Raw genomic sequence first — 23,638 nt, 5'->3', positions numbered from 1 at the left:
CCAGCCTCTATGATCGGCACACTTTCCGGCACGGACAGCGATCGAGTGCACTGCGGGAGCGAGCGGTGAGCGGAACGTCCGAAGGGCCGACGCCCGCGGCAGACCTCGACCGGTCAGCCGTCACAGACAGTGACCACACCACCTACCAACGTGTCTTCGCGACGGCCCCGCTCGCCATGGCCGTCGTGGACCGCGCCGGACTCGTCACCGGCGCCAACGCGGCCTTCGGCGAGCTGCTCGGCACCGATCCGGCCACGCTCACCGGGCGGGTCGCCGCCGATCTGGTGGACCTGTCCTCGGACACCCGCAGCTGGCACGCCTACCGCGAGGTGCTGCGCGGCCGGCAGGCGAAGCTGCGCTGCACCCGCCGGCTGAAACATCCCGAGGGGCACTCGGTGTGGGTGCAGGTGACCGTGGCCCCCCTGAGCGGGGAGGCCGGGGTGCTGCTGTCCGTCGCCGACATCAGTGCCCGCCGCGAACTCCAGGCGCGGCTGCGGCACTTGCAGATGCACGATCCGGTGACCCGGCTGCCCAACCGCACGCTGTTCTTCGAGCGGCTGTCGGCCGCGCTGGAGGCGGAGTCGTACGAGCAGAGCGGCACCGGCCGGATCGGCCTGTGCTATCTGGACCTCGACGGCTTCAAGGCCGTCAACGACACCCTCGGCCACCGCGTCGGCGACCGGCTGCTCGCCGCCGTCGCCGAGCGCCTGACCCGGGTGGCCGACGAGGCCGGCTACGCCCGCGCCGTGACCCCGCTGGTGGCGCGGCTCGGCGGCGACGAGTTCGCCCTGCTCGTGGAGGACTCCACCGGCACCGAACAGCTCGCCGAGCTCGCCGAGTCGGCGCTGAAGGCGCTGGAGGACCCCTTCGACCTGGCCGGGCAGCGGCTGTCGTTGACGGCGTCCATCGGTGTCGTCGAGCGGCACGCGGCGGGTACGACGGCCACGGGCCTGATGCAGGCGGCCGATACGACCCTGTACTGGGCGAAGGCCGACGGCAAGGCCCGCTGGACCCTGTTCGACCCCGAGCGCAACGCGCACCGGATGACCCGTCAGGCCCTCTCGTCCACTCTGCGCCCCGCCATCGACCGCAACGAATTCGCGCTCGAATACCAGCCGTTGGTCGGCATGGAGGACGGCCGTCTCTCCGGGGTCGAGGCGTTGATCCGCTGGAATCATCCTCAGTTCGGCACACTGACGCCGAATCGGTTCATCGGACTGGCCGAGGAGGACGGCTCGATCGTGCAGCTCGGCCGCTGGGCGCTGGCCACCGCCTGCCGCCAGGCCCGCCGCTGGCAGCTGGACCACCCCGAGGAGCCGCCCATCTTCGTCAGCGTCAACGTGGCCGTACGGCAGGTGTGGGACTCGGACCTCGTGGCCGATGTGGCCAAGACCCTCTCCGAGACGGGACTCGCCCCGCACCTGCTCCAGCTGGAGCTGACCGAGTCGGCGGTGATGGGCTCGGCCGGCCGGCCGCTGCAGGCCCTGCAGGCCCTCAGCGACATGGGCGTCCGCATCGCCATCGACGACTTCGGCACCGGCTACTCGAACCTCGCCTACCTCAGCCGGCTGCCGGTCTCGACGCTGAAGCTGGACGGTTCCTTCGTGCGCGGCTTCCAGTACGAGGCCGACAAGAACCCCGCGAGCACGCCCAACCCCGCCGACGAGGTCATCGTGGAGGCGATGATCCAGCTCGCCCACCGGCTGGGCATCACCGTCACCGCCGAGTGCGTGGAGACCTCGGCCCAGGCCACCCGGCTGCGCCGGATCGGCTGCGACACCGGCCAGGGCTGGCTGTACTCCCGCCCGGTGCCGCCGGATCGTATCTCCGAACTCCTCGGCGAGCAGACCTACGCGGTCGGCAACCCGTAGGCGTCCGCGATCAGCTCGTAGGACCGCAGGCGCAGTTCACCGCGGTGGGCGTGGGAGACGAGCATCAGCTCGTCGGCGCCGGTGCGCTTGTGCAGGTCGTCCAGGCCAAAGCGGACCTCGTCGGCGGTGCCGTGCACGATGTTGGCCGTCCAGGAGGTGATGAACTCCTCCTCCATCGGGCTGAACTCGTGCTTCTCGGCCTCCTCCGGGTCGGGGAAGAGGCCGGGGCGGCCGGTGCGCAGCCGGAGCATGTTCAGGGCCACCGCGCGGGTCTGGCGGCGGGCCTCCCGCTCGTCGTCGGCGGCGAGGGCGGAGACACCGATGAGGGCGTACGGCGCGTCGAGGACGGCGGAGGGGCGGAAGGTCTGCCGGTACAGGTCCAGGGCCGGGATGGTGTTCTGCGCGGAGAAGTGGTGTGCGAAGGCGAACGGCAGGCCCAGCATTCCGGCGAGGCGGGCACTGAAGCCGGAGGAGCCGAGCAGCCAGACGGGCGGCCGGTGCGGGGACTGGACGCCGCCGGGGGCGGTGGCCTGGACGGGGCCGGGGATGGCGTGGATCCGGCGGTAGGGGTGCCCGTCGGGGAAGTCGTCGTCCAGGAAGCGGACGAGTTCCGCGAGCTGCTCCGGGAAGTCGTCGGCGCCCTCGTTCAGGGTGTCGGTGCGGCGCAGGGCCGCGGCCGTGGCGCCGTCCGTGCCCGGCGCCCGCCCCAGGCCCAGATCGATCCGCCCCGGCGCCATCGCCTCCAGGGTGCCGAACTGCTCGGCGATCACCAGGGGGGCGTGGTTGGGCAGCATCACACCGCCCGAGCCGAGCCGGATGCGGTCGGTGTGGGCGGCCAGGTGGGCGAGCATCACGGCGGGCGAGGAGGAGGCGACGCCGGGCATGGAGTGGTGCTCCGCCACCCAGTACCGGTGGAAGCCGCGCGACTCCGTCAGCCGGGACAGCGCCACGCTGGTGCGCAGGGCGTCGGTCGCGGTACTGCCCGCGCCGACGGTCACCAGGTCCAGTACGGAGAGGGGGGCGGGGGCGGTCCCGTGCGTCGTGCCCCGGATCTCGTCTGCCTCGTCTGCCGACACGGTGTGGGCCTCCTGTTCGTGGCGTGGGCGCTGTCCTGCCCGCACTTAACAGGAGACGGTCTCCGGTTATTCCGTGAGGCGGGTCTCCGGTCGTTCCGCGAGGCGCTCAGACCTGCACGATCGGCTCCCTCGTGAACAGCGTCCCCAGCGTCGGCGCGTTCACCCGCCGGTCCGCGAGCCTGAGCCCCTCCCACACCGACACCTGGTTCGCCGTGAGCACCGGCTTGGACAGCGCCTTCTCCAGCAGCGACAGATGCGCGGCCGTGTGCAGGGCGGTGTCCGGGAGCAGTACCGCCTCCGCGTCCGGGACGTCGGCCGCGCGGGCCAGCGTCAGCACGTCCTCCTCGCCCCACGTACCGACCTCCGCGGCCGTGACGATCCCGGACGCGCGCATCCCGGTCACCTCCAGGCCCCCGGCCCGCAGGAAGTCCGCGAACAGCGCGGCCACGTCCTGCGGATACGTCGCCCCGACCGCGACCCGCCGTACGCCGATCTCCCGGGCGGCGTGCACGAAGGCGAACGACGTCGAGGACGCCGGCATGCCGGCCAGCCGGGCGAGGGTGCGCACCTGCTCCTGCGCGCCCTCCCAGCCGTGCACGAAGCCGCCACTGGTGCAGGCCCACACCACCGTCTCGGCGCCGGTCAGCCGCAGTGCCTCCATGCCCGCCGCGAGCCGCTCGGCGGACCCCATCTCGCGCAGCGTCGCCACCCGGTGCGCGTCCTCGCCGATGTCGGTGTGGACCAGGTCCACCCGGATGTCGCTGCCCAGGAGCTGCTCGATGCGTGGATAGTCGTCCTCGGCGGAGTGGCCCGGGTAGAGGAATCCGAGTGCGGTCATGTCCAGCCTTCCTGCGTCTCTTCGGGCAGTACGGGAGGCCAGGCACGCGCGGCCTCGTCCAGCAGCGCCTGATAGGGCCCCACGGCCCGGGTACCCAGCCGGCGCAGTGCAGCCCACATCGTGACCTGGTTGGCGGTCAGCACCGGAATGCGCAGCTCGGCCTCCAGCTGGGGGATCACGTCGTACGTCGGCAGGTTGGTGCAGGAGATGAACAGCGCGTCGGCGCTTCCGGGGCGGACCACCGCCCGCCGTGCCATGGCGACGACGTCCCGGTACGGCACCTGCCAGATGTGCCGGGTCAGCCCCATGAAGGCGCACCCGCTGACCTGGACGCCGGCCTCGGCGATGAACTCCTCCAGCGCCCGGGTCACCGACACCGTGTACGGCGTGACCAGCGCGACCCGTCGTATCCGCAGCTCGTCCAGCGCCTCCAGCAGCGCGCCGGAGGTCGTCACGGAGGGGGGCGCGCCCGCCAGGCTCATCGCCGCGCGCATCGCCCGCTCCCCGGCGATCCCGCCGACGAAGCTGCCGGAGGTGCAGGCGTAGGCGACGGCCTCGGGCGCGACGGCGGTCAGCGCACGCACCGCGTCACCGAGGGTCTCGTGCTCGCTGACCAGCCGGGCCAGGTCCAGGCTCACCTCCACCGGCACGAACGGGGTCCGGGTCAGATGCAGCGACACCTCGTCGGGCACCCAGCGCCACAGCTCGCGGTCGAGGGCGAAGTCGAAGGGGGCCACCACGCCGACACCGCGCTGGGGGCGGGGGCCGCCGAGAAAGGAGACGTCCATGGCACTGGCCTCACGGTGAGAGACGAGTGGGTAACGGATCGCGAGTACGCCCGTGTTGACGAAGGTAGATTCGGGTGCGAGCGTGGTCAATCCGCGCATGTCACCGTGCCTGTCACCGCGCTTCTCACCGCGCATGTCACGCCACCGTGCCACGCCGCTGTGTCACGCGTACGTCAGACGCCTGTCCGACGCCGGGAGCCGCCCCGTATGACGACCCTCCCCACCGTCCTCGTCCTGGACGCCGAGCCGCCGCCCCGGCTCGGCCGGCTCACCGGCCGCGCCCGGATCGTGCACACCGACGCCGCGCACCTGGCCGAGCGGCTGCCGCAGGCGGACGTCCTGCTGGTGTGGGACTTCACCTCGCACGCGGTGCGCGAGGCATGGCCGGGTGACGGGCCCCGGCCGGCCTGGGTGCACACGGCGAGCGCGGGCGTGGACCATCTGATGTGCCCGGAGCTCGCCGGGTCCGACACGGTGGTGACCAACGCGCGCGGGATCTTCGACCAGCCGATCGCCGAGTACGTGACGGCCCTGGTGCTGGCGGTCGCCAAGGACCTGCCGCGCACGCTGGAGCTGCAGCGGGAGCGGGTCTGGCGGCACCGGGAGGGCCGGCGGGTGGCGGGCACGCGCGCGTGCGTGGTCGGCTCGGGTCCGATCGGCCGGGCGATCGTACGGACCCTGAAGGCCCTCGGCGTGACGACGGCGTTGGTCGGGCGGGTGCCGCGGACGGGCATCCACGGCCCGGCGGACCTGGACCGGCTGATCTCCCGCGCGGACTGGGTGATCGCGGCGGCGCCGCTCACCGAGGAGACGTACCGCATGTTCGACCGCCGCCGGTTCGGCGTGATGCAGCCGTCGGCGTTCTTCGTGAACGTCGGGCGGGGCGCCCTGGTGGACGAGGAGGCCCTCGCCGACGCGCTGACCCGGCGCTGGATCGCGGGAGCCGCACTGGACGTGTTCACCGCCGAACCGCTGCCCGGGGACAGCCCGTTGTGGACGCTGCCGGGGCTGATCGTCTCCCCGCACATGAGCGGGGACACGGTCGGCTGGCGGGACGACCTGGGCGCGCAGTTCGTGGAGTTGTACGAGCGGTGGGCGGCGGGCAGATCACTGGTGAACGTCGTCGACAAACAGCGTGGCTACGTACCCGGGCACTGACCTCTTGGAGGGTGCATGCAGCTCACCGACCTCACCGCCGTCCAGCTCCTCGCGGGGTACCGCAAGGGCGAGTTCAGTCCCGTGGAGGCGACCGAGCAGGCCCTGGAGCGGGCGCGGCGCGGTCAGCCGGAGGTGAACGCGTTCGTACGGCTCACCGAGGAGGACGCGCTGGCACGGGCGCGGGAGTCGGCTGAGCGCTGGCGGCGCGGTGAACCGGCCGGGCTGGTCGACGGGGTGCCGGTGACGGTGAAGGACCTCCTGCTGCTGCGTGGCCACCCGACCCTGCGCGGCTCCAGGGCGGTCTCCGAGCAGGGGACCTGGCAGGAGGACGCGCCCTCGGTGGCCCGGCTGCGCGAGCACGGCGCGGTGTTCCTCGGCAAGACCACGACCCCCGAGTTCGGCTGGAAGGGTGTCACCGACTCGCCGCTCACCGGCGTCACCCGCAACCCGCACGACCCCTCGCGCACCGCCGGCGGCTCCAGCGGGGGCAGCGCGGCGGCCGTGGCGCTCGGCGCGGGGCCGCTGTCACTGGGCACGGACGGCGGCGGCAGCATCCGCATCCCGGCCGCGTTCTGCGGGATCTTCGGGCTGAAGCCGACGTACGGCCGGGTGCCCCTGTATCCGGCGAGCCCGTTCGGCACCCTGTCCCATGTGGGCCCGATGACCCGGGACGCGGCCGACGCGGCCCTGCTGCTGGACGTCATCGCCGCGCCCGACCCCCGCGACTGGTCGGCGCTGCCGGTGGCGCAGAGGTCCTTCGTGGCGGCCCTGGAGGGCGGGGTGCACGGGCTGCGGGTGGCGTACTCGCCGTCGCTGGGCGGGCAGGTGCCGGTCCAGCCGGCGGTCGCGGCGGCCGTACGGCGCACGGTGGCCTCCCTCGCCGACCTCGGCGCGTACGTCGAGGAGACCGACCCCGACTTCAGTGAGCCGCTGGAGGCGTTCCACACCCTGTGGTTCAGCGGCGCGGCCCGTCTCACCGAGCGGTTCTCCCCGCGCCGCCGCCAGTTGCTGGACCCCGGCCTGCGGGAGATCTGCGTCCGGGGCGCCCGGTACAGCGCGCTGGACTACCTGGCCGCGGTGGACGTCCGCATGGACCTCGGCCGGCGCATGGGCCGCTTCCACGAGCGCTACGACCTGCTGGTGACGCCGACCCTGCCGGTGACGGCGTTCGAGGCGGGGGCGGAGGTGCCGGCCCGCTCCGCCTTCCGGCGCTGGACGGGGTGGACCCCCTTCACCTACCCCTTCAACCTCACCCAGCAGCCCGCGGCGAGCGTCCCGGTGGGGACGGACGGGGACGGGCTGCCGGTGGGCCTGCAGATCGTCGCGGCCCGGCACCGGGACGACCTGGTGCTCAGGGCTGCGCATGCGTTGTACGAGGCTGGGGTGGCTCAGAGCCTTCGCTCTGCGTGACCGCTGGATCGGGCGCGAACGACCCGCCGGGACGAGAGCTTGCGGTACCCCTGGTGACAGGAGACCCGGGCGGGCTGGTGCCGGGGCGTCAGCCCGCCGGGCGCCGAGGACCGGTCCTCAGGATCAGCTGGGCTCTCCGGTGATCTCGGCGGGGGGCATGGCGGCCAGTGCCTGCAGAGCGCGCAGGAAGCCACGCCGGTCCTCCTCCGAAAGCCGCGCCAGCAGCCGCTCCTCCCGCTCCTGGATCGCCGACTGCGCCGCGTCGCGCACCCGGCGCCCCTGCGCGGTGAGCGAGAGCAGACGAGCGCGCCGGTCGCTCGGATCGGGCTGTCGACGGATGAGCCCGCGCTCCTCCAGGTCGTCGAGGACGCCGATGATCCGCGTCTTGTCCGCACCGATGTCCCGGGCCAACGCGGCCTGGGTGCGTACGGGTTCGTCGTCGAGCCGCAGCAGCACCCCATAGGCCCACATCGTCAGCCCGTGCTCGCGCAGTACCGGCAGCTCCGCGGCCACCAGCGCGCGACCCAGCGGAACGATCATGGCCGCGAGGTCGGGGCGCCTTTCCGATCCGGTGTCTCCAGCCATGAGGAGACCATACTCGTTGACAGACCATAAACACCTGCTTACCGTAAGCAGATGCATACGAAATTATCCTCCCTCAGGGACCTGGACACCCGCGCCGTACGCGACAGCGTCACCGTGGTCGGCCACGCGACCGTGGACGACCTCAGACGTCCCACCCCTTGCGCGGCGTGGAATCTTGGCGAGCTGCTCGAACACATGACGGTCCAGCACCGGGGTTTCGCGGCAGCGGCACGAGGGGAAGGCGCCGACCCCGCGCTGTGGAAGGCCGAGCATCCGGGGCCGGAGACCATCGAGCGGTACATGACCGCCGCGGAAGCGGTCATCGAGGCCTTCGCCGAAGTGCGCTCCGCGGACCAGGACTTCACCCTGCCGGAATTCGGCACCGGATCCGCCTTCCCCGCGGTCCGGGCCATCGGCTTCCACTTCCTTGACTACGTGGTGCACGCCTGGGACGCGGCCCGCGCTCTCGACGTCCCCTTCACCCCCGCCCCCGGCCTCCCGGACGCGGCCCTCCCCATCGCGCTCGCCGTCCCGGACGGCGCTCACCGGCTACGGCCGGGCGCCGCGTTCGCCCCGCCCCTTTCCCGGTCCATCGCCCGGAACCCCCTGCCCCGCATCCTGCTCCACCTCGGCCGGTCCCCCTCCTGGGCTCCTCCACCGCGTCACGCTTCGGCCCGTCGGTGAGCCGGGGACCCCGACGGCGCCCCACACCTCGGCCCGGATGACAAGGAAGGGCCGGGGACCGGACCTTCCCCGCCCTCACGCCCGGCGGAAACTGAGCGTCTCCCCCGCCGCACCGCTGCGCCACAGGTCGTTGCAGGCCTCGGCCATCGCCTCCAGGCCCTCCACCACCTGGCCCCACACGATTCCGGGTACCCAGCCCACGTCGCCGTTGAGCAGCAGGTTGTTGCGCTCGTAGAAGAGGGCCAGGTCGACGACCGTGGTGCCGGGGCGGACCTCGCGGTCGTAGCCGTAGGCGTTCGTGCCGAGTTCGGTGCCGGCGAAGGAGAAGTAACAGAGGTCGCCGGGAATCGGGGTGACCGTCGGGTTCTCCAGTGGGGGTTCCGTGGAGGCGAACGGCGGGAAGAGGGCGTAGATCTCGTTGCGGGCGTATTTGGCGTGGTAGACCTCGCCCGTGAGGGGCAGCGCCTGCCAGACCGCCGCGCAGGTCAGGGGCGCGCGGTCGTCCAGCAGTCGTGCCGTGCAGCGCACGTCCCGCTTGTCGAGCGAGACGGTGACGAATCGATCGGCCATGAGAACAAGGGTGCATAGCCGCAGAGCGCTTGGGTAGCCGCGCCGCCATGGCTCCACCACTTGGGAACGACGTACACACAATTCGGGCGGAACACAGACGCACCCGGCGGTCCGTGCTCGGTGGTCTCGCCGCCCTCGGTGCGCTGGGCGCGGCGGGCTGCACGCGGGTGGCCGCGGCCTCGGGCAAGGCGGGCGGTGACCTGCTGGACCGGCTCCGCGCGCAGGGCGTCGTGCGGCTCGGGATCGCCGGCGAGGTCCCGTTCGGGTACATCGACAAGGACGGCCGTCTCACCGGCGAGGCCCCCGAGCTGGCGAAGGTGATCTTCAAGCGGCTGGGGGTCGGCCGGGTGCAGCCGGTGCCCACCGAGTTCGGTTCGCTGATCCCGGGGCTGAACTCGCAGCAGTTCGATGTCGTGGCCGCCGGGATGTACGTCAATCCGGAGCGCTGCCAGCAGGTGATCTTCGCCGATCCGGACTACCAGATGCTGGACTCGTTCATCGTGCGCAAGGGGAACCCGTTGGGGCTGCACTCCTACCGCGATGTCGTGGCGAAGAAGGCGAAGTTCGCCACCGGCACCGGATACGCCGAGATCCAGTACGCGGTCGAGGCCGGGTACGAGGAGGGCGACATCCTCATCGTCCCGGACCAGGTCGCCGGGCTGAACGCCGTCGAGGCGGGCCGGGTCGACGTGTTCGCCGGTACGGCGCTCACCACGCGGGAGGTGGTGAAGAAGTCCGCCAAGGCGGAGGCCACACGGCCGTTCGCGCCGCTGGTCAAGGGCACACCGCACGTCGACGGCGGCGCGTTCGCGTTCCGGCCGGCCGAGACGAGCCTGCGGGACGCCTTCAACGGGGAGCTGCGCAAGCTGAAGAAGAGCGGCGAACTGTTCCGGATCCTGCGGCCGTTCGGCTTCACCAAGGCCGAGATGACCGGCCTCACCGCGAAGGAGCTGTGCGGCGGATGACCCCGGGACTGTGGGACCTCGTACTCAAGGGCGTCTGGACCACGGTCCAGCTGCTGGTGTTCAGCGCGCTGCTGACCGCGGCGGTGTCGTTCGTCGTCGGTGTCGCGCGCACCCACCGGCTGTGGATCGTGCGCTTCGTCGCCGGCTTCTACACCGAGGTGTTCCGCGGCACCTCGGCGCTGGTGATGATCTTCTGGGTGTACTTCGTGCTGCCGGTCGCCGTGGGCTGGCAGCTGGTGCCGATGTGGGCGGGCACGCTGGCGCTGGGGCTGACGTACGGCGCGTACGGCTCGGAGATCGTGCGCGGCGCGCTGAACGCGGTGGACCCGGCGCAGAAGGAGGGCGGGATCGCGCTCGGCTTCACGCCCTGGCAGCGGCTGCGGCTGATCGTGCTGCCGCAGGCGGTGCCGGAGATGATCCCGACCTTCTGCAACCTGCTGGTCGAGCTGCTCAAGGGCACGGCCCTGGTGTCGGTCATGGGCATGGGTGATCTGACGTTCAGCGCGAACCTGGTGCGGCTGGCGTTGCAGCAGAGCGCGGAGATCTACACCTACGTCCTGGTGATCTACTTCGCGATCGCCTTCGTGCTGACGCGGCTGATGCGCGGACTGGAGAAGCGGCTGAAGGCCGGGGTCGGCAAGGACCCCGGGACGGAGTGGGCGGCGCGTGAGCTCAAGCGGGCCCAGACGACCGGCGTGGGCGCCGCGGGCGGCGTGGGCATGGGCGGGGGTGCCGCATGAAGTGGGACTGGAACGCCGTCGGCGACTTCATGCCGGCGTTCTGGCACGGGCTGCTGGTCACGCTGCAGGTCCTCGCGCTCGGTTCGCTGGTGTCCTTCACGCTCGGCCTGGTGTGGACGCTGCTGATCCGGACGCCGCCGCGGTGGGTGCGCTGGCCGGTCGGGGTGGTCACGGAGTTCGTGCGCAACACCCCGCTGCTGGTGCAGCTGTTCTTCCTGTTCTATGTGCTGCCCGAGTGGGGTCTGACGTTCTCGGCGCTGGCCACCGGCGTCTTCGCGGTCGGCCTGCACTACTCGACGTACACCATGCAGGTCTACCGGGCCGGTATCGAGGCGGTCCCGGCCGGCCAGTGGGAGGCGGCGACCGCGCTGAACCTGCCCCGGCGGCGGACCTGGACCGCGGTGATCCTGCCGCAGGCGATCCGCAGGGTGGTGCCGGCCCTCGGCAACTACGTGATCGCCATGCTCAAGGACACACCGATCCTGATGCTGATCACCGTGCCGGAGATGCTCCAGCGGGCCCGGCTCTTCTCGCAGCAGCACTTCCAGTTCACCGAGCCGATCACGGTGATCGGTGTGGCCTTCGTCCTCATCTCCTACCTGGCCTCCCTTCTCCTGCGAGCCCTGGAGCGTCGCCTTGTCCGTTGAGACCCATCCGCAGCCGTCCCTGTCCGACGCCCAGCCGGGCGAGCTGATCCGCCTCGCGAACATCACCAAGCGGTTCGGCGCGAACACCGTGCTCGACGATCTGAGCTTCACCGTCGACCCGGGCAAGCACGTGACCCTGATCGGCCCCTCCGGTTCCGGCAAGACCACGATCCTCAGACTTCTGATGACCCTCACCCGGCCGGACGAGGGCACGATCACCGTCGACGGGGACCAGCTGTTCCCGGCGCCGGAGAAACGGGTCCGGGAGGTCCGCAAGAAGATCGGAATGGTGTTCCAGCAGTTCAACCTGTTCCCGAACATGAGCGTGCTGCGCAACATCACCGAGGCCCCGGTGCAGGTCCTCGGCATGTCCGGGGACGAGGCCGAGGAGCGGGCCCGGGAGCTGCTGGACCTGGTGGGACTGGCCGACAAGTGCGACGCGAAGCCGACCCGGCTGTCCGGCGGGCAGCAGCAGCGGGTGGCGATCGCCCGGGCACTGGCGATGCGGCCCCGGGTGCTGCTGCTGGACGAGGTGACCTCCGCCCTCGACCCGGAGCTGGTGGCGGGCGTGCTCGACCTGCTCAGGGACATCGCCCGCAGCACGGACATCACGATGCTCTGCGTGACCCACGAGATGGGTTTCGCCCGCGACATCTCCGACCAGGTCCTGATGTTCGACGAAGGCCGGGTGATCGAGTCGGGCTCCCCGGAGAAGATCTTCACCGACCCGGAGCAGGACCGGACCCGGGAATTCCTCAGCGCGGTGCTGTGACCGCGGCGGCCGGGTCCGGACGATACCGAGGTCCGGCCGCTGGGTCATACCCGTGGCATATGCCAACGGATCTGCCCGCAGCTGAGAGGGGACGGCGAGCGGAACAATCTCGCCAACCCCCTCTCCCGGCAGGGGGTTTGCCCGTTATCGTGGTAGCGATCCGCCGACCGGATCTCGCGGCTACCGACAGGCGAACAGACAGGCGAGCGCAGGGGGAGACCACCGTGGCGCTGATGCACGAGCCGACCGCCCCGTACCACTCCGCCCAGGACGCGCTGCGCGTGCTGGAGACCGTCGCCCGCCACTCCGCCGGCGTCACCGACACCGAGCTGGCCCGCCGCACCGGCCTCGGCTCCGAGCGGCTCACCGCCCTGCTGCGGATGCTGCGCCGCGAGGGCTATGTCGAGCAGATCACCGACGGGGCGTACGTCACCGGCGACACCCTGCGCCGCCTCACCTCCGCGCACGATCGCGAGCGGGCCCTGCGCGAGAAGCTCCAGCACACCCTGGACCAGTTGCGCGACTCGGTCGGCGCGGCGGTCTACATGAGCCGGTACGTCGACGGCGAGGTCAAGGTCACCCAGTACGCCGCCGGGCCCACCACCCCGGCGGTCAACGAGTGGGTCGACTTCCGCTGCTCCGCCCATGCCACGGCCGTCGGCAAGAGCCTGCTGACCCAGCTGGACCACAACGCCCGCCGCGACCACCTCTCCCGGTACAAGATGGCGCGCCTCACCTCGCGCACCATCACCAGCGACAAGCTGCTGCTCTCCCGCCTGGAGTCCCAGCCGCCGACGGTGCCGGTGCTGGACCTGCAGGAGTACGCGGTCGGCACGGTCTGCGCCGCGGTCCCGATCACCGCGGGCTCCTCGGTCGGCTGTCTGGCGCTGTCGCTTCCCGTGGAGCACGCGCACCGGCTGAAGCAGGCCGCGGACACGCTCAACCGGAGCGCGACACCGGTGCTGCTGTCCCTGGCCCTGTAGGTGGTCACGAGCACCCCTGGGGACCAGGTAGTATTTTCTTCGTCGCCAGCCGCGGAGGGCAGAAATCCGCGGGAGGCGAGAGTCATGCGCCGCTAGCTCAGTTGGTTAGAGCAGCTGACTCTTAATCAGCGGGTCCGGGGTTCGAGTCCCTGGCGGCGCACATGGACGAAGGGTCCTTCGCGAAAGCGAGGGGCCCTTCGGCGTTCTCCGCGGCGAGGCGCCGGTACGAGGTCTCCCCTGGTGGCCTCCACCACACCGGATCGGTACCCCTCACGCCTGAGCAGGGACCCCCGTACACGGCGACGGCCGCGGCGGCACCCGTGGCCACCTCGTGCTGGGTCAGCACTCGCGCCTCACACACCGGCCCCGGCCGGTGGTCCCCCCACCGGGCCGCGACCAGCTCCGCGACCGTGCGCGCCGTGGAATCCACGGGGCACACGGTGGCTGGCACGCCATCAGATCGGGAGGCTAGGGAAGGAAGTCGTCCGCCATCGAGAACGCGGCGTGGGCGGTGATCATGAAGAGGACGCAGCCCCCGATGAACACGCCGAAGAACGCCACCATGCAGCCGGATTCGGCGGCGAGCTTCCCGCGCGCCGGGGCGTGCGCCGTCGCCCGCTCGGGATGCTCCGCCGCGTAGTACACGGTGACGACGTCGCCGACGATCCGCGTCCCCGGCCCGTTGCCCTCTTCGAAGCGCACGGTACGGCCCTCGCGGGTGGTGAACTCGTACACATGGTGGAGCGTCGTGCTCACGGAGGTCTCACCGCCGCCGCCGCTGGTCGTGGTGTACGTCTGCAGGCAGCGCGCCTCGGCCGTCAGTCCGCCGTTCCACGCCCGGCGCACCTCCCGCGACCGGCGCAGCAGCCTGACCAGGCCGAAGACGGCCAGGGTGATCATGAGCGCGGGCACGGCATAGAAAAGCAGCTCGAACATGAGGTTCCCCCGAGGTCGTACGCCGTCCCGCTCGGCCGGCGTGCGAGGAACGTACCCGGCGGTAGGGCCGGCCCGCCTCAAGGGAACCTCAGTTTCCGTGCTGTGGCGGTACGGCCGTCAGAAGGTGACGTCCGAGCAGGCGTAGAACGCGTTGCCCGTGTCGGCGATCGTCCACACCGCGAGGATGACGTGGTGTCCGCTCAGCCCGGTCGGCAGGGTGCCGCTGTGGCTGAGGGTCTGCGGCGGGCGCTGACCGTTGTACGGCACCGTCAGGAACGGGGTGAGGGTGAGGTCCGAGCGGGACAGGGGGTGGTTCTGGTTCCAGCCCTGCCTGGTGACGTAGTACTTGAAGTCCGTCGTGGCGTGCATGGCGGTGAACTGCCAGCGGAAGGTGTACGACTGGCCGCCCGTCACCCTGGTGGTGGGCCAGGCTCCGCCGGACGGGGTGACCGGCGAGCTGAGCTGGGCGAACCGGCTCAGACCGCCGTTGCAGAGCTGGCCGTCGGCGGGCCCCGCGGCCGGGAAGCCCTTGGGGCCCTCGACGCTCTGCGGCTCGTACTGGATGTCGCCGCAGCCCGTCACGGTGCCGTTGGCACAGAGTTTCTGCCTGCTGATGGGGAGGTCGGTGTAGCCGTGCCCGCTGGCGGCGCCGCTGGAGAGCGCGAACGCTCCGGCGGTCACCGCGCCCAGCACGACCGCGGACAACTTGGTCCTCGTGCGCATACTGCCGCTCCTGGAGAACGTGGGGAGTTCGATGAGCTGTGCAGGTAGGTCTAGACCAAGTGTCAGATTATTACCGGCCATTGACTGTGTCCATACAAACGACGCCCGCCGTGGAGTTCCGGTGATCGCCCGCTACAGCGGCTCCCCCCGCCCCGAGCAGAAGGCGACCGTCAGGTCCTTCACCAGCGCCTTGCGCTCGTAGTCGTCCAGTTCCACCAGGCCGCGCACCGTCAGCCGGGTCACCGTGTCCTCCACCGAGTCCACCACCGAGCTGAGCACACTCGCCCGCTGCCGGGCGTCCAGCGCGGCGATCCTGCGCCGGTGCATCGCGGCGGCGACCTCCGGGGCGTACTCCACCCGCACCGGCTGCACCGAGAACACCTCCACACCGACCGGCGCGGTCTCCTCCGCCACCAGCCGGGTCAGCGCGTCCCCGGCCGCCGTCACCCCGCCCCGCGGCCCACCCGCCGGCTCCACCGGCACCCGGGCCAGCGCCGCCTCCACGCACTCGCGCAGATACGTCTCGTGGTCCTCCAGGCCGAGCGCGGCCCGCGCGGTGTCCCGCACCCGCCACACCACCAGCACCGTCACCCGCAGGGCCATCCCCTCGGGATCCGCCGCCGGCACCGCCTCGCTGCGCCAGTGCCGCAGCCGCACATCGACCCGGCGGCGGCGCAACAGCGGATTCACCCAGAGCAGCCCCGTGCGCCGGACCGTCCCCCGGTAGCCGCCGAACATCCCGAGCACCCAGGCCCGCCCGGTCCGCCCCCGGGCCAGCCCGGCGAAGCCGAACATCCCGAGCGCCCCGGCCCCGGCGTACGCCGCCCACTGCGCCGGGCCGAGACCCGCGGCCGCCGAGGCGGGCAGCCCCAGCGCCTCCAGCGCGGCCGACGGCAGCAGCCCCGCCCACCAGGAGGTCGCCAGACATCCGGTGAGTCCGCAGGCCCCGGCGAGCAGTCCGGCCATCCCCGGCAGCACCCGCCCCGGGCGCTCGACCAGTGCCGCGTCGACCTCCGGCAGCGGACGGCGGCGCACCGGCGCCGGGCGCCCGAGGCGCGGCTGCTCACCGGTGCCCTGGCGGCGGCCCACCACGGCGGGCTTGAGCGGCACCTTCACCGGGTTGAGGGGGTCGGGATCGTCACGGAAGAGCAGATGGACGGGGATCTCGGTGGTCACCTCGTTCTGGATCAGCCGGGCCGGGCGCCCGCCCGGCACCGGACCGCCCTCCGGCTGCCCCTCGGATTCGGGCGGTGTGTGTGACGTGGTCGTACTCATGCGTTCCTCCAGCCTCCGCGCCAGATACGTCATGAAGGGGGTGGACAGGGGGATGGACAGGGGGTGGTGCGGGTGAGGGCGGGACGTGGCGGCCGGGCAGCGGCCGCCACGGTCAGGCGCTCAGCCGCCACTCTCGTGGCCGGGGTCCGCCTCCATGAAGAGCCGTCGCCAGGTCTCCGGCCCCGGGTAGCCGTCCGCGGCGCCGCCGCGCCAGCCCTGAGCACGCTGGAAGGCCTCCACGGCACGCCGGTCCGCTTCGCCCCAGCGTGGGCCGGGGCCGCCGGCGTAGAACCTGCCGAACCCCTTCTTCACCAGCCGGCGGCCCAGCTGGGTGACGTACGGGTTCTCCGCGCCCGGGCGGAACAGGCTCCGGCCGGGATAGCCGGGCACCCGGTGCGAGGCGGGCCGGCCCGGGACTCTCGCCTTGCCGTCGTCCCGCTCGGCGTCCGCCGTGCCGGCGGTCACGCCCTTGTAGCGGTAGGGGACGTACTTGTCGGCGTTGCTCCAGTAGGGGTACGGGGTGGGCTGGCTGCGGGTGTGCGGGGGCGTCTGCTCGTAGACCGTGTAGGTGGTGTGCGCGGTGTCCGTCCAGCCGCCGAAGATCACCACGTGGGAGCCCTTCTCGGGGTTGTCGGGGTTGTGGAAGAGCAGCATGTCCCCGGGCTGCAGCTCCTCCTTGGTGATCTTCACGCCGAACTGGTCGAGGCTGCCGGTCCATTCGTTGGTGCCCAGGTTCCAGGCCATGGAGACGTAGCCGGAGCAGTCCTGCCGGTAGCCGTCGGACCAGTAGTCCGACATGCTGTACGGCACCTGTGCGGCCACCCAGACCTTGGCCCGCTTGATGATGTCGGCCCGGGTGGTCGCGGGAGTGGGGACGTCGGCGGGCGCGACCGGCTTGCCCGCCGCGCCGTGCAGCTGGGACCTGCCGCCCTGGGGGGTCTCGGGCTCGCCGTCGGCGGGGACGTGGGGACGGTGCCCGGCGGGCCGGGCGGGGGTGACGGCCGCGGCCGGGGTGACCGCGCCGAGTACGGCCGACGCGGCGGCCACGACGACGATTCCGCACGCCGCCGGGCGGCCGCCTTGTCGGCCGGACGACGGGCGGGGGCTCGCCCGTCGTCCTTCGACACAACCGGGGCAGTCGCAGTCCCTCGCGGGCTCGACTTCCTCGAACACCGGAGTGGTCATGCGATCTACCTCACATTCGGGGGTGTTTTGTCCGCGCTTGTGCACGATGATCAGTTTCTCAACTGTCCATCCGGCCGCCACTTTGACGGTCCGAACGATGTACGCGGCCCCAGGGGAGGCCTTCCGGCCATCCCTGGATGGTCGGAGGCACCCCGAAAGGTCGGGTAGAGTTCTCTCTGTCAGCAGGCGCCGCTAGCTCAGTTGGTTAGAGCAGCTGACTCTTAATCAGCGGGTCCGGGGTTCGAGTCCCTGGCGGCGCACCGACCGGAAGGCCCCTCGCGAAAGCGGGGGGCCTTTCGCACACCCGGACATCCCCCTGTCCGGAACCGGGCCGTCCCCCCGATTGGCCGGATACCCTCTCGCCATGGCAGCCCGGGACCTTCAGGAGCGCATCAAGAAGCTGATCATCGATCGGCGGCTGCCCTCGGGCGCCCCGCTGCCGACCGAACCGGAGCTGATGGAGTACCTCGGCGCGAGCCGGAACTCGGTGCGCGAGGCCCTGAAGGCGCTGCAGGCGATGGGGATCGTGGAGATCCGGCACGGCTTCGGGACGTACGTCGGCTCCATGTCGTTCGCACCCATGATCGAGGGGCTGGCCTTCCGCACCGTCGCCGGGCACTACCGGGGCGAGGAGTCCCTGCTGCAGCTGCTGGAGCTGCGCGAGGCCGTGGAGACCGGACTGGTCTCGCGGCTGGCCGGGCGGCTGCCCGAGGCGGACCTCGTTGAACTGGACGCCCTCGTGGACCGTATGGAACAGGAGGCCGCACAGGGAGCCGGCCTCGCCGAGACCGACCGCGCTTTTCACGCCACCCTCTACCGGGGGCTGGACAACGTGCTGCTGAGCGAGGTACTGGAGGCGTTCTGGGACGCCTTCCACCGGGTGCAGCGGGATCTGGTGGAGGTGCCGCAGGACCCCCGGGTCACCTGCCGCCAGCACCGGGAGATCCTGGACGCGGTCCGGTCCGGCGACTCGCTGCGGGCGGAGGAGGCCATAAGGGACCACTTCGGCAACATCCGTGTCCGCCTCTCCACCAGCGGCGCGCCGCGGTCCCCCGAGACCACCGGCGCACCCCGGCCTCCCGAGCCCCACCCGCGCCACAATGAACGGGTTTGACCGGTAAACACCGCGTTTCGCATCTTGCGATCATGCGGAGCGCCGTAGAACCCTGGACATTCAACCTGCCGCTGTCTGACGGCAGTTGGGGGGAATCAAGCGGTTGCCCGCAGGCGGGGAGGGGGCCCCGCTCATGAATCGATGCCGAGGGGGGCATCATGCAACCGGAAGCTCGCCGTCCCGTGTCTATAACGTGGGGAAGACGTGGGTATGGCAGCCACCACTGATCCGCGCGCGGGCTTAAGGGGAGCCTGCCGGGCGGAAGAGGACCGACGAAACACGCGGTGACCTGCGTGTGGGGGGAATGACTCATGACGTCGTCGACGCCGCCGGGCGCCGGACCGAGCCACGCTCACAACGACTCGCAGACCACACAGCTCAGGGCGGTCACACACCGGACGGGCCAGTTCCGCCGGATAAGGAAGAGCCTGCCGAGATACGACTACGAGCACTACAGCCGGCTCGCGGGCCCCCTCACCCAGCCCGACCCGACGAAGCCGTACACGGTGCAGTACCGCTCGCTGCTCTCGCAGGAGCCGCACCGCGTGCGCGCCGCGCTCATGCTGGGCGCGGCCCCCGTGCTCTCCCTCGTCCTGCTGTTCTGGCTGCTCCAGCCCGAACACTGGACCGAACGCGACTACCCGGCCTACGACTTCCTGCCGGCGCTCGACACCGTCATGCTCGTCTCGATCGGCCTGATCGAGTTCTTCCGCTGCATGAACGTGCTGTCCAACGCGCACGCCACACTCGTCGCTCGCGACCCGGTCCCGGTCGTCCCGGAGGCCGGCACCCGCGTGGCCTTCCTCACCTCCTTCGTGCCCGGCAAGGAGCCGCTGGAGATGGTGACGAAGACCCTGGAAGCGGCGGTGAAGCTCCGTCACCGGGGGCTGCTGCACGTGTGGTTGCTGGACGAGGGCGACGACCCGGCCGTCAAGGAGGTCTGCGCCCGGCTCGGCGTGCACCACTTCTCCCGTAAGGGCGTCGCGCGGTGGAACCAGCCCAAGGGCCCGCACCGCGCCAGGACCAAGCACGGCAACTACAACGCCTGGCTGGAGGCGCACGGCGGCGACTACGACTTCTTCGCCTCCGTCGACACCGACCACGTGCCGCTGCCCAACTACCTGGAGCGGATGCTCGGCTACTTCCGCGACCCGGACGTCGGCTTCGTCATCGGCCCGCAGGTCTACGGCAACTACGACACGTTCGTCACCAAGGCCGCCGAGTCGCAGCAGTTCCTCTTCCACGCCCTGATCCAGCGCGCCGGCAACCGCTACGGCGCCCCGATGTTCGTCGGCACCTCCAACGCCGTACGGATCAGGGCGCTCAAGCAGATCGGCGGACTGTACGACTCGATCACCGAGGACATGGCGACGGGCTTCGAGATGCACCGCGCCAAGAACCCGGTGACAGGGCGGAAGTGGAAGTCGGTCTACACCCCGGACGTGCTCGCCGTCGGCGAGGGACCGAACGCCTGGACGGACTTCTTCACCCAGCAGCTGCGCTGGTCCCGGGGCACCTACGAGACGATCCTGAAGCAGTACTGGAAGGGCCTGTTCACGCTGGGGCCGGGCAAGCTCTTCAACTACACCATGATGATCATCTTCTATCCGATGTCCGCCCTCAACTGGATCCTCGCCGCGCTGAGCTGCGCGCTGTTCCTGGGCCTGGGCGCCTCGGGTGTGAACATCGACCCGACCGTGTGGCTGATGCTGTACGGCAACGCCTCCGCGCTGCAGATCGGCCTGTACATCTGGAACCGGCGGCACAACGTCTCCCCGCACGAGCCGGAGGGCTCCGGCGGTGTCGCGGGCATGGTGATGTCCGCGCTGTCCGCGCCGGTCTACGCGCGCTCCCTCATGGACGCCGTACTGCGCCGCAAGAGCAAGTTCGTGGTGACGCCCAAGGGCGAATCGGCGAGCCCCGACACGCTGTTCGGGACGTTCCGGATCCACTGGTTCTTCATCCTGGTCTTCGCCGGCTCCCTCGCGGCCGGCTTCGTGTTCGGGCACTCCCACCCCGCGATGATCACCTGGGCGTGCTTCGCGCTGCTGATCACCGCCTCGCCGATCTTCGCCTGGCAGTACACGCTGTGGCAGGAGAAGAGGAGGCCGAAGCCGGCGCCGGCCGTCGCCGAACCGCAGGACGCGGTACCGGCGCCGTACGCGGCCCGCGCGCCGCATGTGCCGCAGCAGCGGCCCACCTGGGCGAACGCCGGGCAGGGCGACCGGGACGGGGAGAACGAGCAGTCCATGCAGATCGCCCTTGGCGGACTTGGGGGACGTAAGGAATGAAGGACCAGGCAGGCCGCCGTCGCGCCCGTCGACTCGCGATCGGGACGGCGGTGGTACTCGCGCTGGCCGGGATGAACGGGCCGTGGGTGTACCGCTTCGGCACCGCGCAGTACCACCAGTACAAGATCAACAGACCCGAGTACAAGGCCGGGAACGGCCACTGGGACATCATCGAGTTCCCACCGGAGTACCGGCAGGACACCATCCACGCGGCGCTCCTGCACACCGGCAAGGTGCTGCTGGTCGCCGGCTCGGGCAACAACCAGGACAACTTCGACAAGAAGAAGTTCGACACCCGGATCTGGGACCCGGTCAAGGGCACGATCAAGAAGATCCCCACGCCCAACGACCTGTTCTGCACCGGCCACACCCAGCTGGCCAACGGCAATCTGCTGATCGCGGGCGGCACCAAGCGCTACGAGAAGCTCAAGGGCGACGTCACCAAGGCCGGCGGCCTGATGATCGTCCACAACGAGAACCCGGACAAGCCGATCACGCTGCCCGCGGGCACCAGGTTCACCGGCAGGACCAACGGCAGGACGTTCGTCTCCAAGGACCCGGTGCTGGTGCCGCGCGCGAAGAAGGTGTTCGACCCGGGCACGGGCGCCTGGCTGCGCAACGACCCGGGGCTGGGCCGGATCTACGTCGAGGCGCAGCGAAGCGGCACCAGGTACGAGACCGGCACCCAGGACAACTACCGGATCCAGGGGCTGACCGGCACCGACGCGCGCAACACGTACGGCATCGCGCAGAAGCTCGCCCTCGACAAGAAGGACTTCCAGGGCATCCGCGACGCCTACGAGTTCGATCCGGTCGCCGAGCGGTACATCAAGGTCGACCCGATGAACGAGGCCCGCTGGTACCCGACGCTCACCACGCTGTCGGACGGCAGGATCCTCAGTGTCTCCGGGCTGGACGACATCGGTCAGCTGGTGCCGGGCAAGAACGAGATCTTCGACCCCACGACCAAGAAGTGGACGTACACGAAGAAGATCCGGCAGTTCCCGACGTATCCGGCGCTGTTCCTGATGCAGAACGGGAAGATCTTCTACTCGGGGTCGAACGCGGGGTACGGGCCGGACGACGTGGGCCGCGACCCCGGGATCTGGGACGTCGGCACCAACAAGTTCACCAGGCTGCCCGGGCTCTCCGATCCGAACATGATGGAGACCTCCGGGACCGTGCTGCTGCCTCCGGCGCAGAACGAGAAGTTCATGGTGATCGGGGGTGGCGGCGTCGGTGAGTCGGAGCTGTCCAGCAGGAAGACGCGGCTGATCGACCTGAAGGCCAAGGCGCCCAGGTTCGTGGACGGGCCCGAGCTGGAGAAGGGCACCCGGTATCCGCAGTCCTCGATCCTGCCCGACGACACGGTTCTGGTGTCCGGCGGCTCGGAGGACTACCGGGGGCGCGGCGACTCCGACATCCTGCAGGCCCGGCTGTACCACCCCGACAGCAACAGCTTCACGCAGGTCGCCGACCCGCTGGTGGGGCGGAACTACCACTCCGGGTCGATCCTGCTGCCGGACGGACGGGTGATGTTCTTCGGGTCCGACTCGCTGTACGCGGACAAGGCGAACACCAGGCCGGGGAAGTTCGAGCAGCGGATCGAGATCTACACACCGCCCTATCTGTACCGGGATTCCCGGCCGACGCTGAGCGGGGGGCCGCAGACGATCGCCCGGGGCGCCTCGGGCACGTTCACGTCGAAGCACGCGGCCGGCATCAAGAAGGTGCGGTTGATCCGGCCGAGTGCGTCGACGCATGTGACGGACGTGGACCAGCGGTCCATCGCGCTGGACTTCAGGACGGCCGGCGACCGGGTCACGGTGACCGTCCCGAAGGACCGCAACCTGGTGCAGTCCGGGTGGTACATGCTGTTCGTGGACGACGACCAGGGGACACCGTCGACGGCACAGTGGGTCAGGGTGCCGTGATCACCTGCTGTTCCGGGCGAGGGTGAGTGCGTAACTCGCCCACCACTGCCCGGCCTTCGGCCCTCCCTTGCAGGTGCCGTCGGACTCGCCGGGCCGCTTGACCCACAGATAGGCGTCCACCAGGGGGTCGGCCGTCTTCGTCGTCGGGGTCTCTCCCAGGGCCCGGCCCGGCGGGTTGCACCAGCGCTGGGCCGGGTCGCCGCCGGTGTAGGGGCCGTTGCCGTTGCGGCTGGTGTCGATGACGAAGTGCTTGCCGCCCACCTTCGACGACAGCTGCTTGCCGTAGGCGAGGGAGTCCTTCGTGGAGTAGAAGTTGGAGACGTTGACGGAGAAGCCGTCGGCCCGGTCGACGCCGGCCTGCTGGAGGGACTGGTAGATCTGGTCGGGGTGGCCCCAGCCGGCGTTGCCCGCGTCCAGGTAGACCTTGGTGTTCTTCAGGGACTTGAGCCTGGCGATCGCGCCCCGCAGGAGGTCGTAGCGCTCCTCGTGGAACTCGGCCGGGGTGCAGCCGTCCACGAGGTGCAGGATGGCATCGGGTTCGAGGACCACCATCGCGGAGCGGTCGCCGATGCCCCTGGCCACGGCGTCGACCCAGGCGCGGTAGGCGTTGCCGTCGGCGGCACCGCCCTGGGAGTACTGGCCGCAGTCGCGGTGCGGGATGTCGTAGAGGACGAGCAGGGCCGTGCGGTCGGACTTCTCGGCGGCCTCGGTGAAGCCGCGGGCCTCGTTCTCCGGGTTCTCGGGGCCGATCCACTCCCCCACCGGCTGCTCGGCGAGCTTGCGGACCTGCGCGGCCTCGGTCTTCCGGCCGGCCTTCGCGTAGGCGGCCAGCTGGCGGGCCGCGGTGCCGTCCGGGTTGACCCAGAACGGGTCGGCCGCCTTGGGCTGTTGGGTGATCCGGGACGCCGGGTCACCGCTCCCGTCCCCGCCGCCGGAGGAGCATCCGGCGAGCAGCAGTGCCGCCCCCAGCACCGCCGCCGCCGACACCCGTGCGGAAGGGTGGGCCCCCCTGCTGCCGTCCATGCGCATCCCCCTGGTCCCCCTGGGCGAACTGGTCCGGGTGCCAATCGTGGCATATCCGGCCGGTGCGTCA

The 23,638-nt window shown here is 71.0% G+C and carries 22 protein-coding genes and 2 tRNA genes; 14 read left to right on the top strand and 10 right to left on the bottom strand.

Features of this window, described 5'->3' with window-relative positions; all coding sequences use genetic code 11:
• The first annotated feature begins 65 nt into the window (after positions 1-65).
• A complete protein-coding gene (locus tag IO33_RS0102690; RefSeq protein WP_031159683.1) occupies positions 66-1,871 on the top strand; it encodes a putative bifunctional diguanylate cyclase/phosphodiesterase in 1,806 nt (601 codons plus the stop codon).
• Here the strand turns inward: IO33_RS0102690 and IO33_RS0102685 are convergent.
• The 3 genes from IO33_RS0102685 to IO33_RS0102675 all read right to left on the bottom strand — a co-directional run bounded on the left by IO33_RS0102685 (position 1,850) and on the right by IO33_RS0102675 (position 4,573).
• Positions 1,850-2,947 (bottom strand): LLM class flavin-dependent oxidoreductase, encoded by a 1,098-nt coding sequence (locus IO33_RS0102685; RefSeq protein WP_031159681.1) that lies wholly within the window; start codon positions 2,945-2,947, stop codon positions 1,850-1,852. The genes IO33_RS0102690 and IO33_RS0102685 overlap by 22 nt on opposite strands.
• 106 nt (positions 2,948-3,053) lie before the next feature.
• Entirely contained in the window at positions 3,054-3,785 is a 732-nt protein-coding gene (locus IO33_RS0102680) for a maleate cis-trans isomerase family protein (protein ID WP_031159679.1), read from the bottom strand.
• Positions 3,782-4,573 (bottom strand): maleate cis-trans isomerase family protein, encoded by a 792-nt coding sequence (locus IO33_RS0102675; protein WP_031159677.1) that lies wholly within the window; start codon positions 4,571-4,573, stop codon positions 3,782-3,784. Before IO33_RS0102675 ends, IO33_RS0102680 begins: the two co-directional genes overlap by 4 nt.
• 207 nt (positions 4,574-4,780) lie before the next feature.
• Between IO33_RS0102675 and IO33_RS0102670 the strand changes: the two genes are divergently transcribed.
• Both IO33_RS0102670 and IO33_RS0102665 read left to right on the top strand, forming a co-directional pair.
• The gene (locus IO33_RS0102670) at positions 4,781-5,731 is read left to right on the top strand and encodes a D-2-hydroxyacid dehydrogenase (RefSeq protein WP_031159675.1); all 951 of its coding nucleotides are present in this window, start codon (positions 4,781-4,783) and stop codon (positions 5,729-5,731) included.
• A 15-nt stretch (positions 5,732-5,746) separates the two neighbouring features.
• A complete protein-coding gene (locus IO33_RS0102665; protein WP_031159672.1) occupies positions 5,747-7,141 on the top strand; it encodes an amidase in 1,395 nt (464 codons plus the stop codon).
• Between the two features lie 123 nt (positions 7,142-7,264).
• Here the strand turns inward: IO33_RS0102665 and IO33_RS0102660 are convergent, their stop codons facing one another.
• Complete coding sequence (locus IO33_RS0102660) at positions 7,265-7,726, bottom strand: MarR family winged helix-turn-helix transcriptional regulator (RefSeq protein WP_031159670.1); 462 nt, start codon at positions 7,724-7,726, stop codon at positions 7,265-7,267.
• Positions 7,727-7,777: 51 nt separating this feature from the next.
• On the opposite strand from IO33_RS0102660, the gene IO33_RS0102655 reads away from it, so the two are divergent.
• Positions 7,778-8,410 carry a TIGR03086 family metal-binding protein gene (locus IO33_RS0102655; protein WP_031159668.1) on the top strand — a complete coding sequence of 211 codons (633 nt, stop codon included), beginning with the start codon at positions 7,778-7,780 and terminating at the stop codon, positions 8,408-8,410.
• Between the two features lie 75 nt (positions 8,411-8,485).
• On the opposite strand, the gene IO33_RS0102650 is transcribed toward IO33_RS0102655, so the two are convergent.
• Positions 8,486-8,980, bottom strand: a complete 495-nt coding sequence (locus IO33_RS0102650; RefSeq protein ID WP_031159665.1) for a DUF3830 family protein — start codon at positions 8,978-8,980, stop codon at positions 8,486-8,488.
• A 47-nt stretch (positions 8,981-9,027) separates the two neighbouring features.
• On the opposite strand from IO33_RS0102650, the gene ehuB reads away from it, so the two are divergent.
• From ehuB to IO33_RS0102620, 6 genes are all read left to right on the top strand, one after another.
• Positions 9,028-9,945 (top strand): ectoine/hydroxyectoine ABC transporter substrate-binding protein EhuB, encoded by a 918-nt coding sequence (ehuB, locus tag IO33_RS0102645; RefSeq protein ID WP_031159663.1) that lies wholly within the window; start codon positions 9,028-9,030, stop codon positions 9,943-9,945.
• Complete coding sequence (gene ehuC / locus IO33_RS0102640; RefSeq protein WP_031159660.1) at positions 9,942-10,685, top strand: ectoine/hydroxyectoine ABC transporter permease subunit EhuC; 744 nt, start codon at positions 9,942-9,944, stop codon at positions 10,683-10,685. The genes ehuB and ehuC overlap by 4 nt, the downstream gene beginning before the upstream one ends.
• Positions 10,682-11,332, top strand: a complete 651-nt coding sequence (ehuD, locus tag IO33_RS0102635) for an ectoine/hydroxyectoine ABC transporter permease subunit EhuD (RefSeq protein WP_031159658.1) — start codon at positions 10,682-10,684, stop codon at positions 11,330-11,332. The genes ehuC and ehuD overlap by 4 nt, the downstream gene beginning before the upstream one ends.
• On the top strand, positions 11,322-12,104 hold the full coding sequence (gene ehuA / locus IO33_RS0102630; RefSeq protein ID WP_031159655.1) for an ectoine/hydroxyectoine ABC transporter ATP-binding protein EhuA: 783 nt from the start codon (positions 11,322-11,324) through the stop codon (positions 12,102-12,104). Before ehuD ends, ehuA begins: the two co-directional genes overlap by 11 nt.
• Positions 12,105-12,328: 224 nt before the next feature.
• Positions 12,329-13,087 carry an IclR family transcriptional regulator gene (locus IO33_RS0102625; RefSeq protein ID WP_031159652.1) on the top strand — a complete coding sequence of 253 codons (759 nt, stop codon included), beginning with the start codon at positions 12,329-12,331 and terminating at the stop codon, positions 13,085-13,087.
• Positions 13,088-13,173: 86 nt separating this feature from the next.
• Positions 13,174-13,247: transfer RNA gene (locus IO33_RS0102620), tRNA-Lys, on the top strand.
• A 308-nt stretch (positions 13,248-13,555) separates the two neighbouring features.
• On the opposite strand, the gene IO33_RS0102615 is transcribed toward IO33_RS0102620, so the two are convergent.
• The 4 genes from IO33_RS0102615 to IO33_RS0102600 all read right to left on the bottom strand — a co-directional run bounded on the left by IO33_RS0102615 (position 13,556) and on the right by IO33_RS0102600 (position 17,206).
• Positions 13,556-14,023, bottom strand: coding sequence for a DUF3592 domain-containing protein (locus IO33_RS0102615; protein WP_031159650.1), 468 nt, complete (start codon positions 14,021-14,023; stop codon positions 13,556-13,558).
• 117 nt (positions 14,024-14,140) lie between these two features.
• On the bottom strand, positions 14,141-14,746 hold the full coding sequence (locus tag IO33_RS0102610; RefSeq protein ID WP_031159648.1) for a lytic polysaccharide monooxygenase auxiliary activity family 9 protein: 606 nt from the start codon (positions 14,744-14,746) through the stop codon (positions 14,141-14,143).
• A 132-nt stretch (positions 14,747-14,878) separates the two neighbouring features.
• Positions 14,879-16,021, bottom strand: coding sequence for an SPFH domain-containing protein (locus IO33_RS0102605; RefSeq protein ID WP_031159646.1), 1,143 nt, complete (start codon positions 16,019-16,021; stop codon positions 14,879-14,881).
• Positions 16,022-16,141: 120 nt separating this feature from the next.
• The gene (locus IO33_RS0102600) at positions 16,142-17,206 is read right to left on the bottom strand and encodes a peptidoglycan-binding protein (protein ID WP_051926364.1); all 1,065 of its coding nucleotides are present in this window, start codon (positions 17,204-17,206) and stop codon (positions 16,142-16,144) included.
• Between the two features lie 186 nt (positions 17,207-17,392).
• Between IO33_RS0102600 and IO33_RS0102595 the strand changes: the two genes are divergently transcribed.
• From IO33_RS0102595 to glxA, 4 genes are all read left to right on the top strand, one after another.
• Positions 17,393-17,466 (top strand) — tRNA-Lys (locus IO33_RS0102595).
• Positions 17,467-17,570: 104 nt separating this feature from the next.
• On the top strand, positions 17,571-18,320 hold the full coding sequence (locus IO33_RS0102590) for a FadR/GntR family transcriptional regulator (RefSeq protein ID WP_031159642.1): 750 nt from the start codon (positions 17,571-17,573) through the stop codon (positions 18,318-18,320).
• Between the two features lie 311 nt (positions 18,321-18,631).
• Positions 18,632-20,611 carry a glycosyltransferase family 2 protein gene (locus IO33_RS0102585; RefSeq protein ID WP_031159640.1) on the top strand — a complete coding sequence of 660 codons (1,980 nt, stop codon included), beginning with the start codon at positions 18,632-18,634 and terminating at the stop codon, positions 20,609-20,611.
• On the top strand, positions 20,608-22,545 hold the full coding sequence (gene glxA, locus IO33_RS0102580) for a radical copper oxidase GlxA (RefSeq protein WP_031159637.1): 1,938 nt from the start codon (positions 20,608-20,610) through the stop codon (positions 22,543-22,545). The genes IO33_RS0102585 and glxA overlap by 4 nt, the downstream gene beginning before the upstream one ends.
• Here the strand turns inward: glxA and IO33_RS0102575 are convergent, their stop codons facing one another.
• Positions 22,546-23,568 carry a glycoside hydrolase family 6 protein gene (locus IO33_RS0102575; protein WP_031159634.1) on the bottom strand — a complete coding sequence of 341 codons (1,023 nt, stop codon included), beginning with the start codon at positions 23,566-23,568 and terminating at the stop codon, positions 22,546-22,548.
• Between the last annotated feature and the right edge of the window lie 70 nt (positions 23,569-23,638).

Origin of the sequence: Streptomyces durhamensis (assembly GCF_000725475.1) — a bacterium.
Classification (GTDB): Bacteria; Actinomycetota; Actinomycetes; order Streptomycetales; family Streptomycetaceae; genus Streptomyces; species Streptomyces filipinensis.
This window is presented reverse-complemented; position numbering and strand designations above follow the sequence as displayed.

Bases quoted from the DNA above. Each gene is read 5' to 3' on its own strand.
- IO33_RS0102680 (WP_031159679.1), bottom strand. From the start codon at position 3,785: ATGACCGCACTCGGATTCCTCTACCCGGGCCACTCCGCCGAGGACGAC.
- IO33_RS0102675 (WP_031159677.1), bottom strand. From the start codon at position 4,573: ATGGACGTCTCCTTTCTCGGCGGCCCCCGCCCCCAGCGCGGTGTCGGC.
- IO33_RS0102670 (WP_031159675.1), top strand. From the start codon at position 4,781: ATGACGACCCTCCCCACCGTCCTCGTCCTGGACGCCGAGCCGCCGCCC.
- IO33_RS0102665 (WP_031159672.1), top strand. From the start codon at position 5,747: ATGCAGCTCACCGACCTCACCGCCGTCCAGCTCCTCGCGGGGTACCGC.
- IO33_RS0102660 (WP_031159670.1), bottom strand. From the start codon at position 7,726: ATGGCTGGAGACACCGGATCGGAAAGGCGCCCCGACCTCGCGGCCATG.
- IO33_RS0102655 (WP_031159668.1), top strand. From the start codon at position 7,778: ATGCATACGAAATTATCCTCCCTCAGGGACCTGGACACCCGCGCCGTA.
- IO33_RS0102650 (WP_031159665.1), bottom strand. From the start codon at position 8,980: ATGGCCGATCGATTCGTCACCGTCTCGCTCGACAAGCGGGACGTGCGC.
- ehuB (WP_031159663.1), top strand. From the start codon at position 9,028: ATGGCTCCACCACTTGGGAACGACGTACACACAATTCGGGCGGAACAC.
- ehuC (WP_031159660.1), top strand. From the start codon at position 9,942: ATGACCCCGGGACTGTGGGACCTCGTACTCAAGGGCGTCTGGACCACG.
- ehuD (WP_031159658.1), top strand. From the start codon at position 10,682: ATGAAGTGGGACTGGAACGCCGTCGGCGACTTCATGCCGGCGTTCTGG.
- IO33_RS0102615 (WP_031159650.1), bottom strand. From the start codon at position 14,023: ATGTTCGAGCTGCTTTTCTATGCCGTGCCCGCGCTCATGATCACCCTG.
- IO33_RS0102610 (WP_031159648.1), bottom strand. From the start codon at position 14,746: ATGCGCACGAGGACCAAGTTGTCCGCGGTCGTGCTGGGCGCGGTGACC.
- IO33_RS0102605 (WP_031159646.1), bottom strand. From the start codon at position 16,021: ATGAGTACGACCACGTCACACACACCGCCCGAATCCGAGGGGCAGCCG.
- IO33_RS0102600 (WP_051926364.1), bottom strand. From the start codon at position 17,206: ATGACCACTCCGGTGTTCGAGGAAGTCGAGCCCGCGAGGGACTGCGAC.
- IO33_RS0102590 (WP_031159642.1), top strand. From the start codon at position 17,571: ATGGCAGCCCGGGACCTTCAGGAGCGCATCAAGAAGCTGATCATCGAT.
- IO33_RS0102585 (WP_031159640.1), top strand. From the start codon at position 18,632: ATGACGTCGTCGACGCCGCCGGGCGCCGGACCGAGCCACGCTCACAAC.
- glxA (WP_031159637.1), top strand. From the start codon at position 20,608: ATGAAGGACCAGGCAGGCCGCCGTCGCGCCCGTCGACTCGCGATCGGG.
- IO33_RS0102575 (WP_031159634.1), bottom strand. From the start codon at position 23,568: ATGGACGGCAGCAGGGGGGCCCACCCTTCCGCACGGGTGTCGGCGGCG.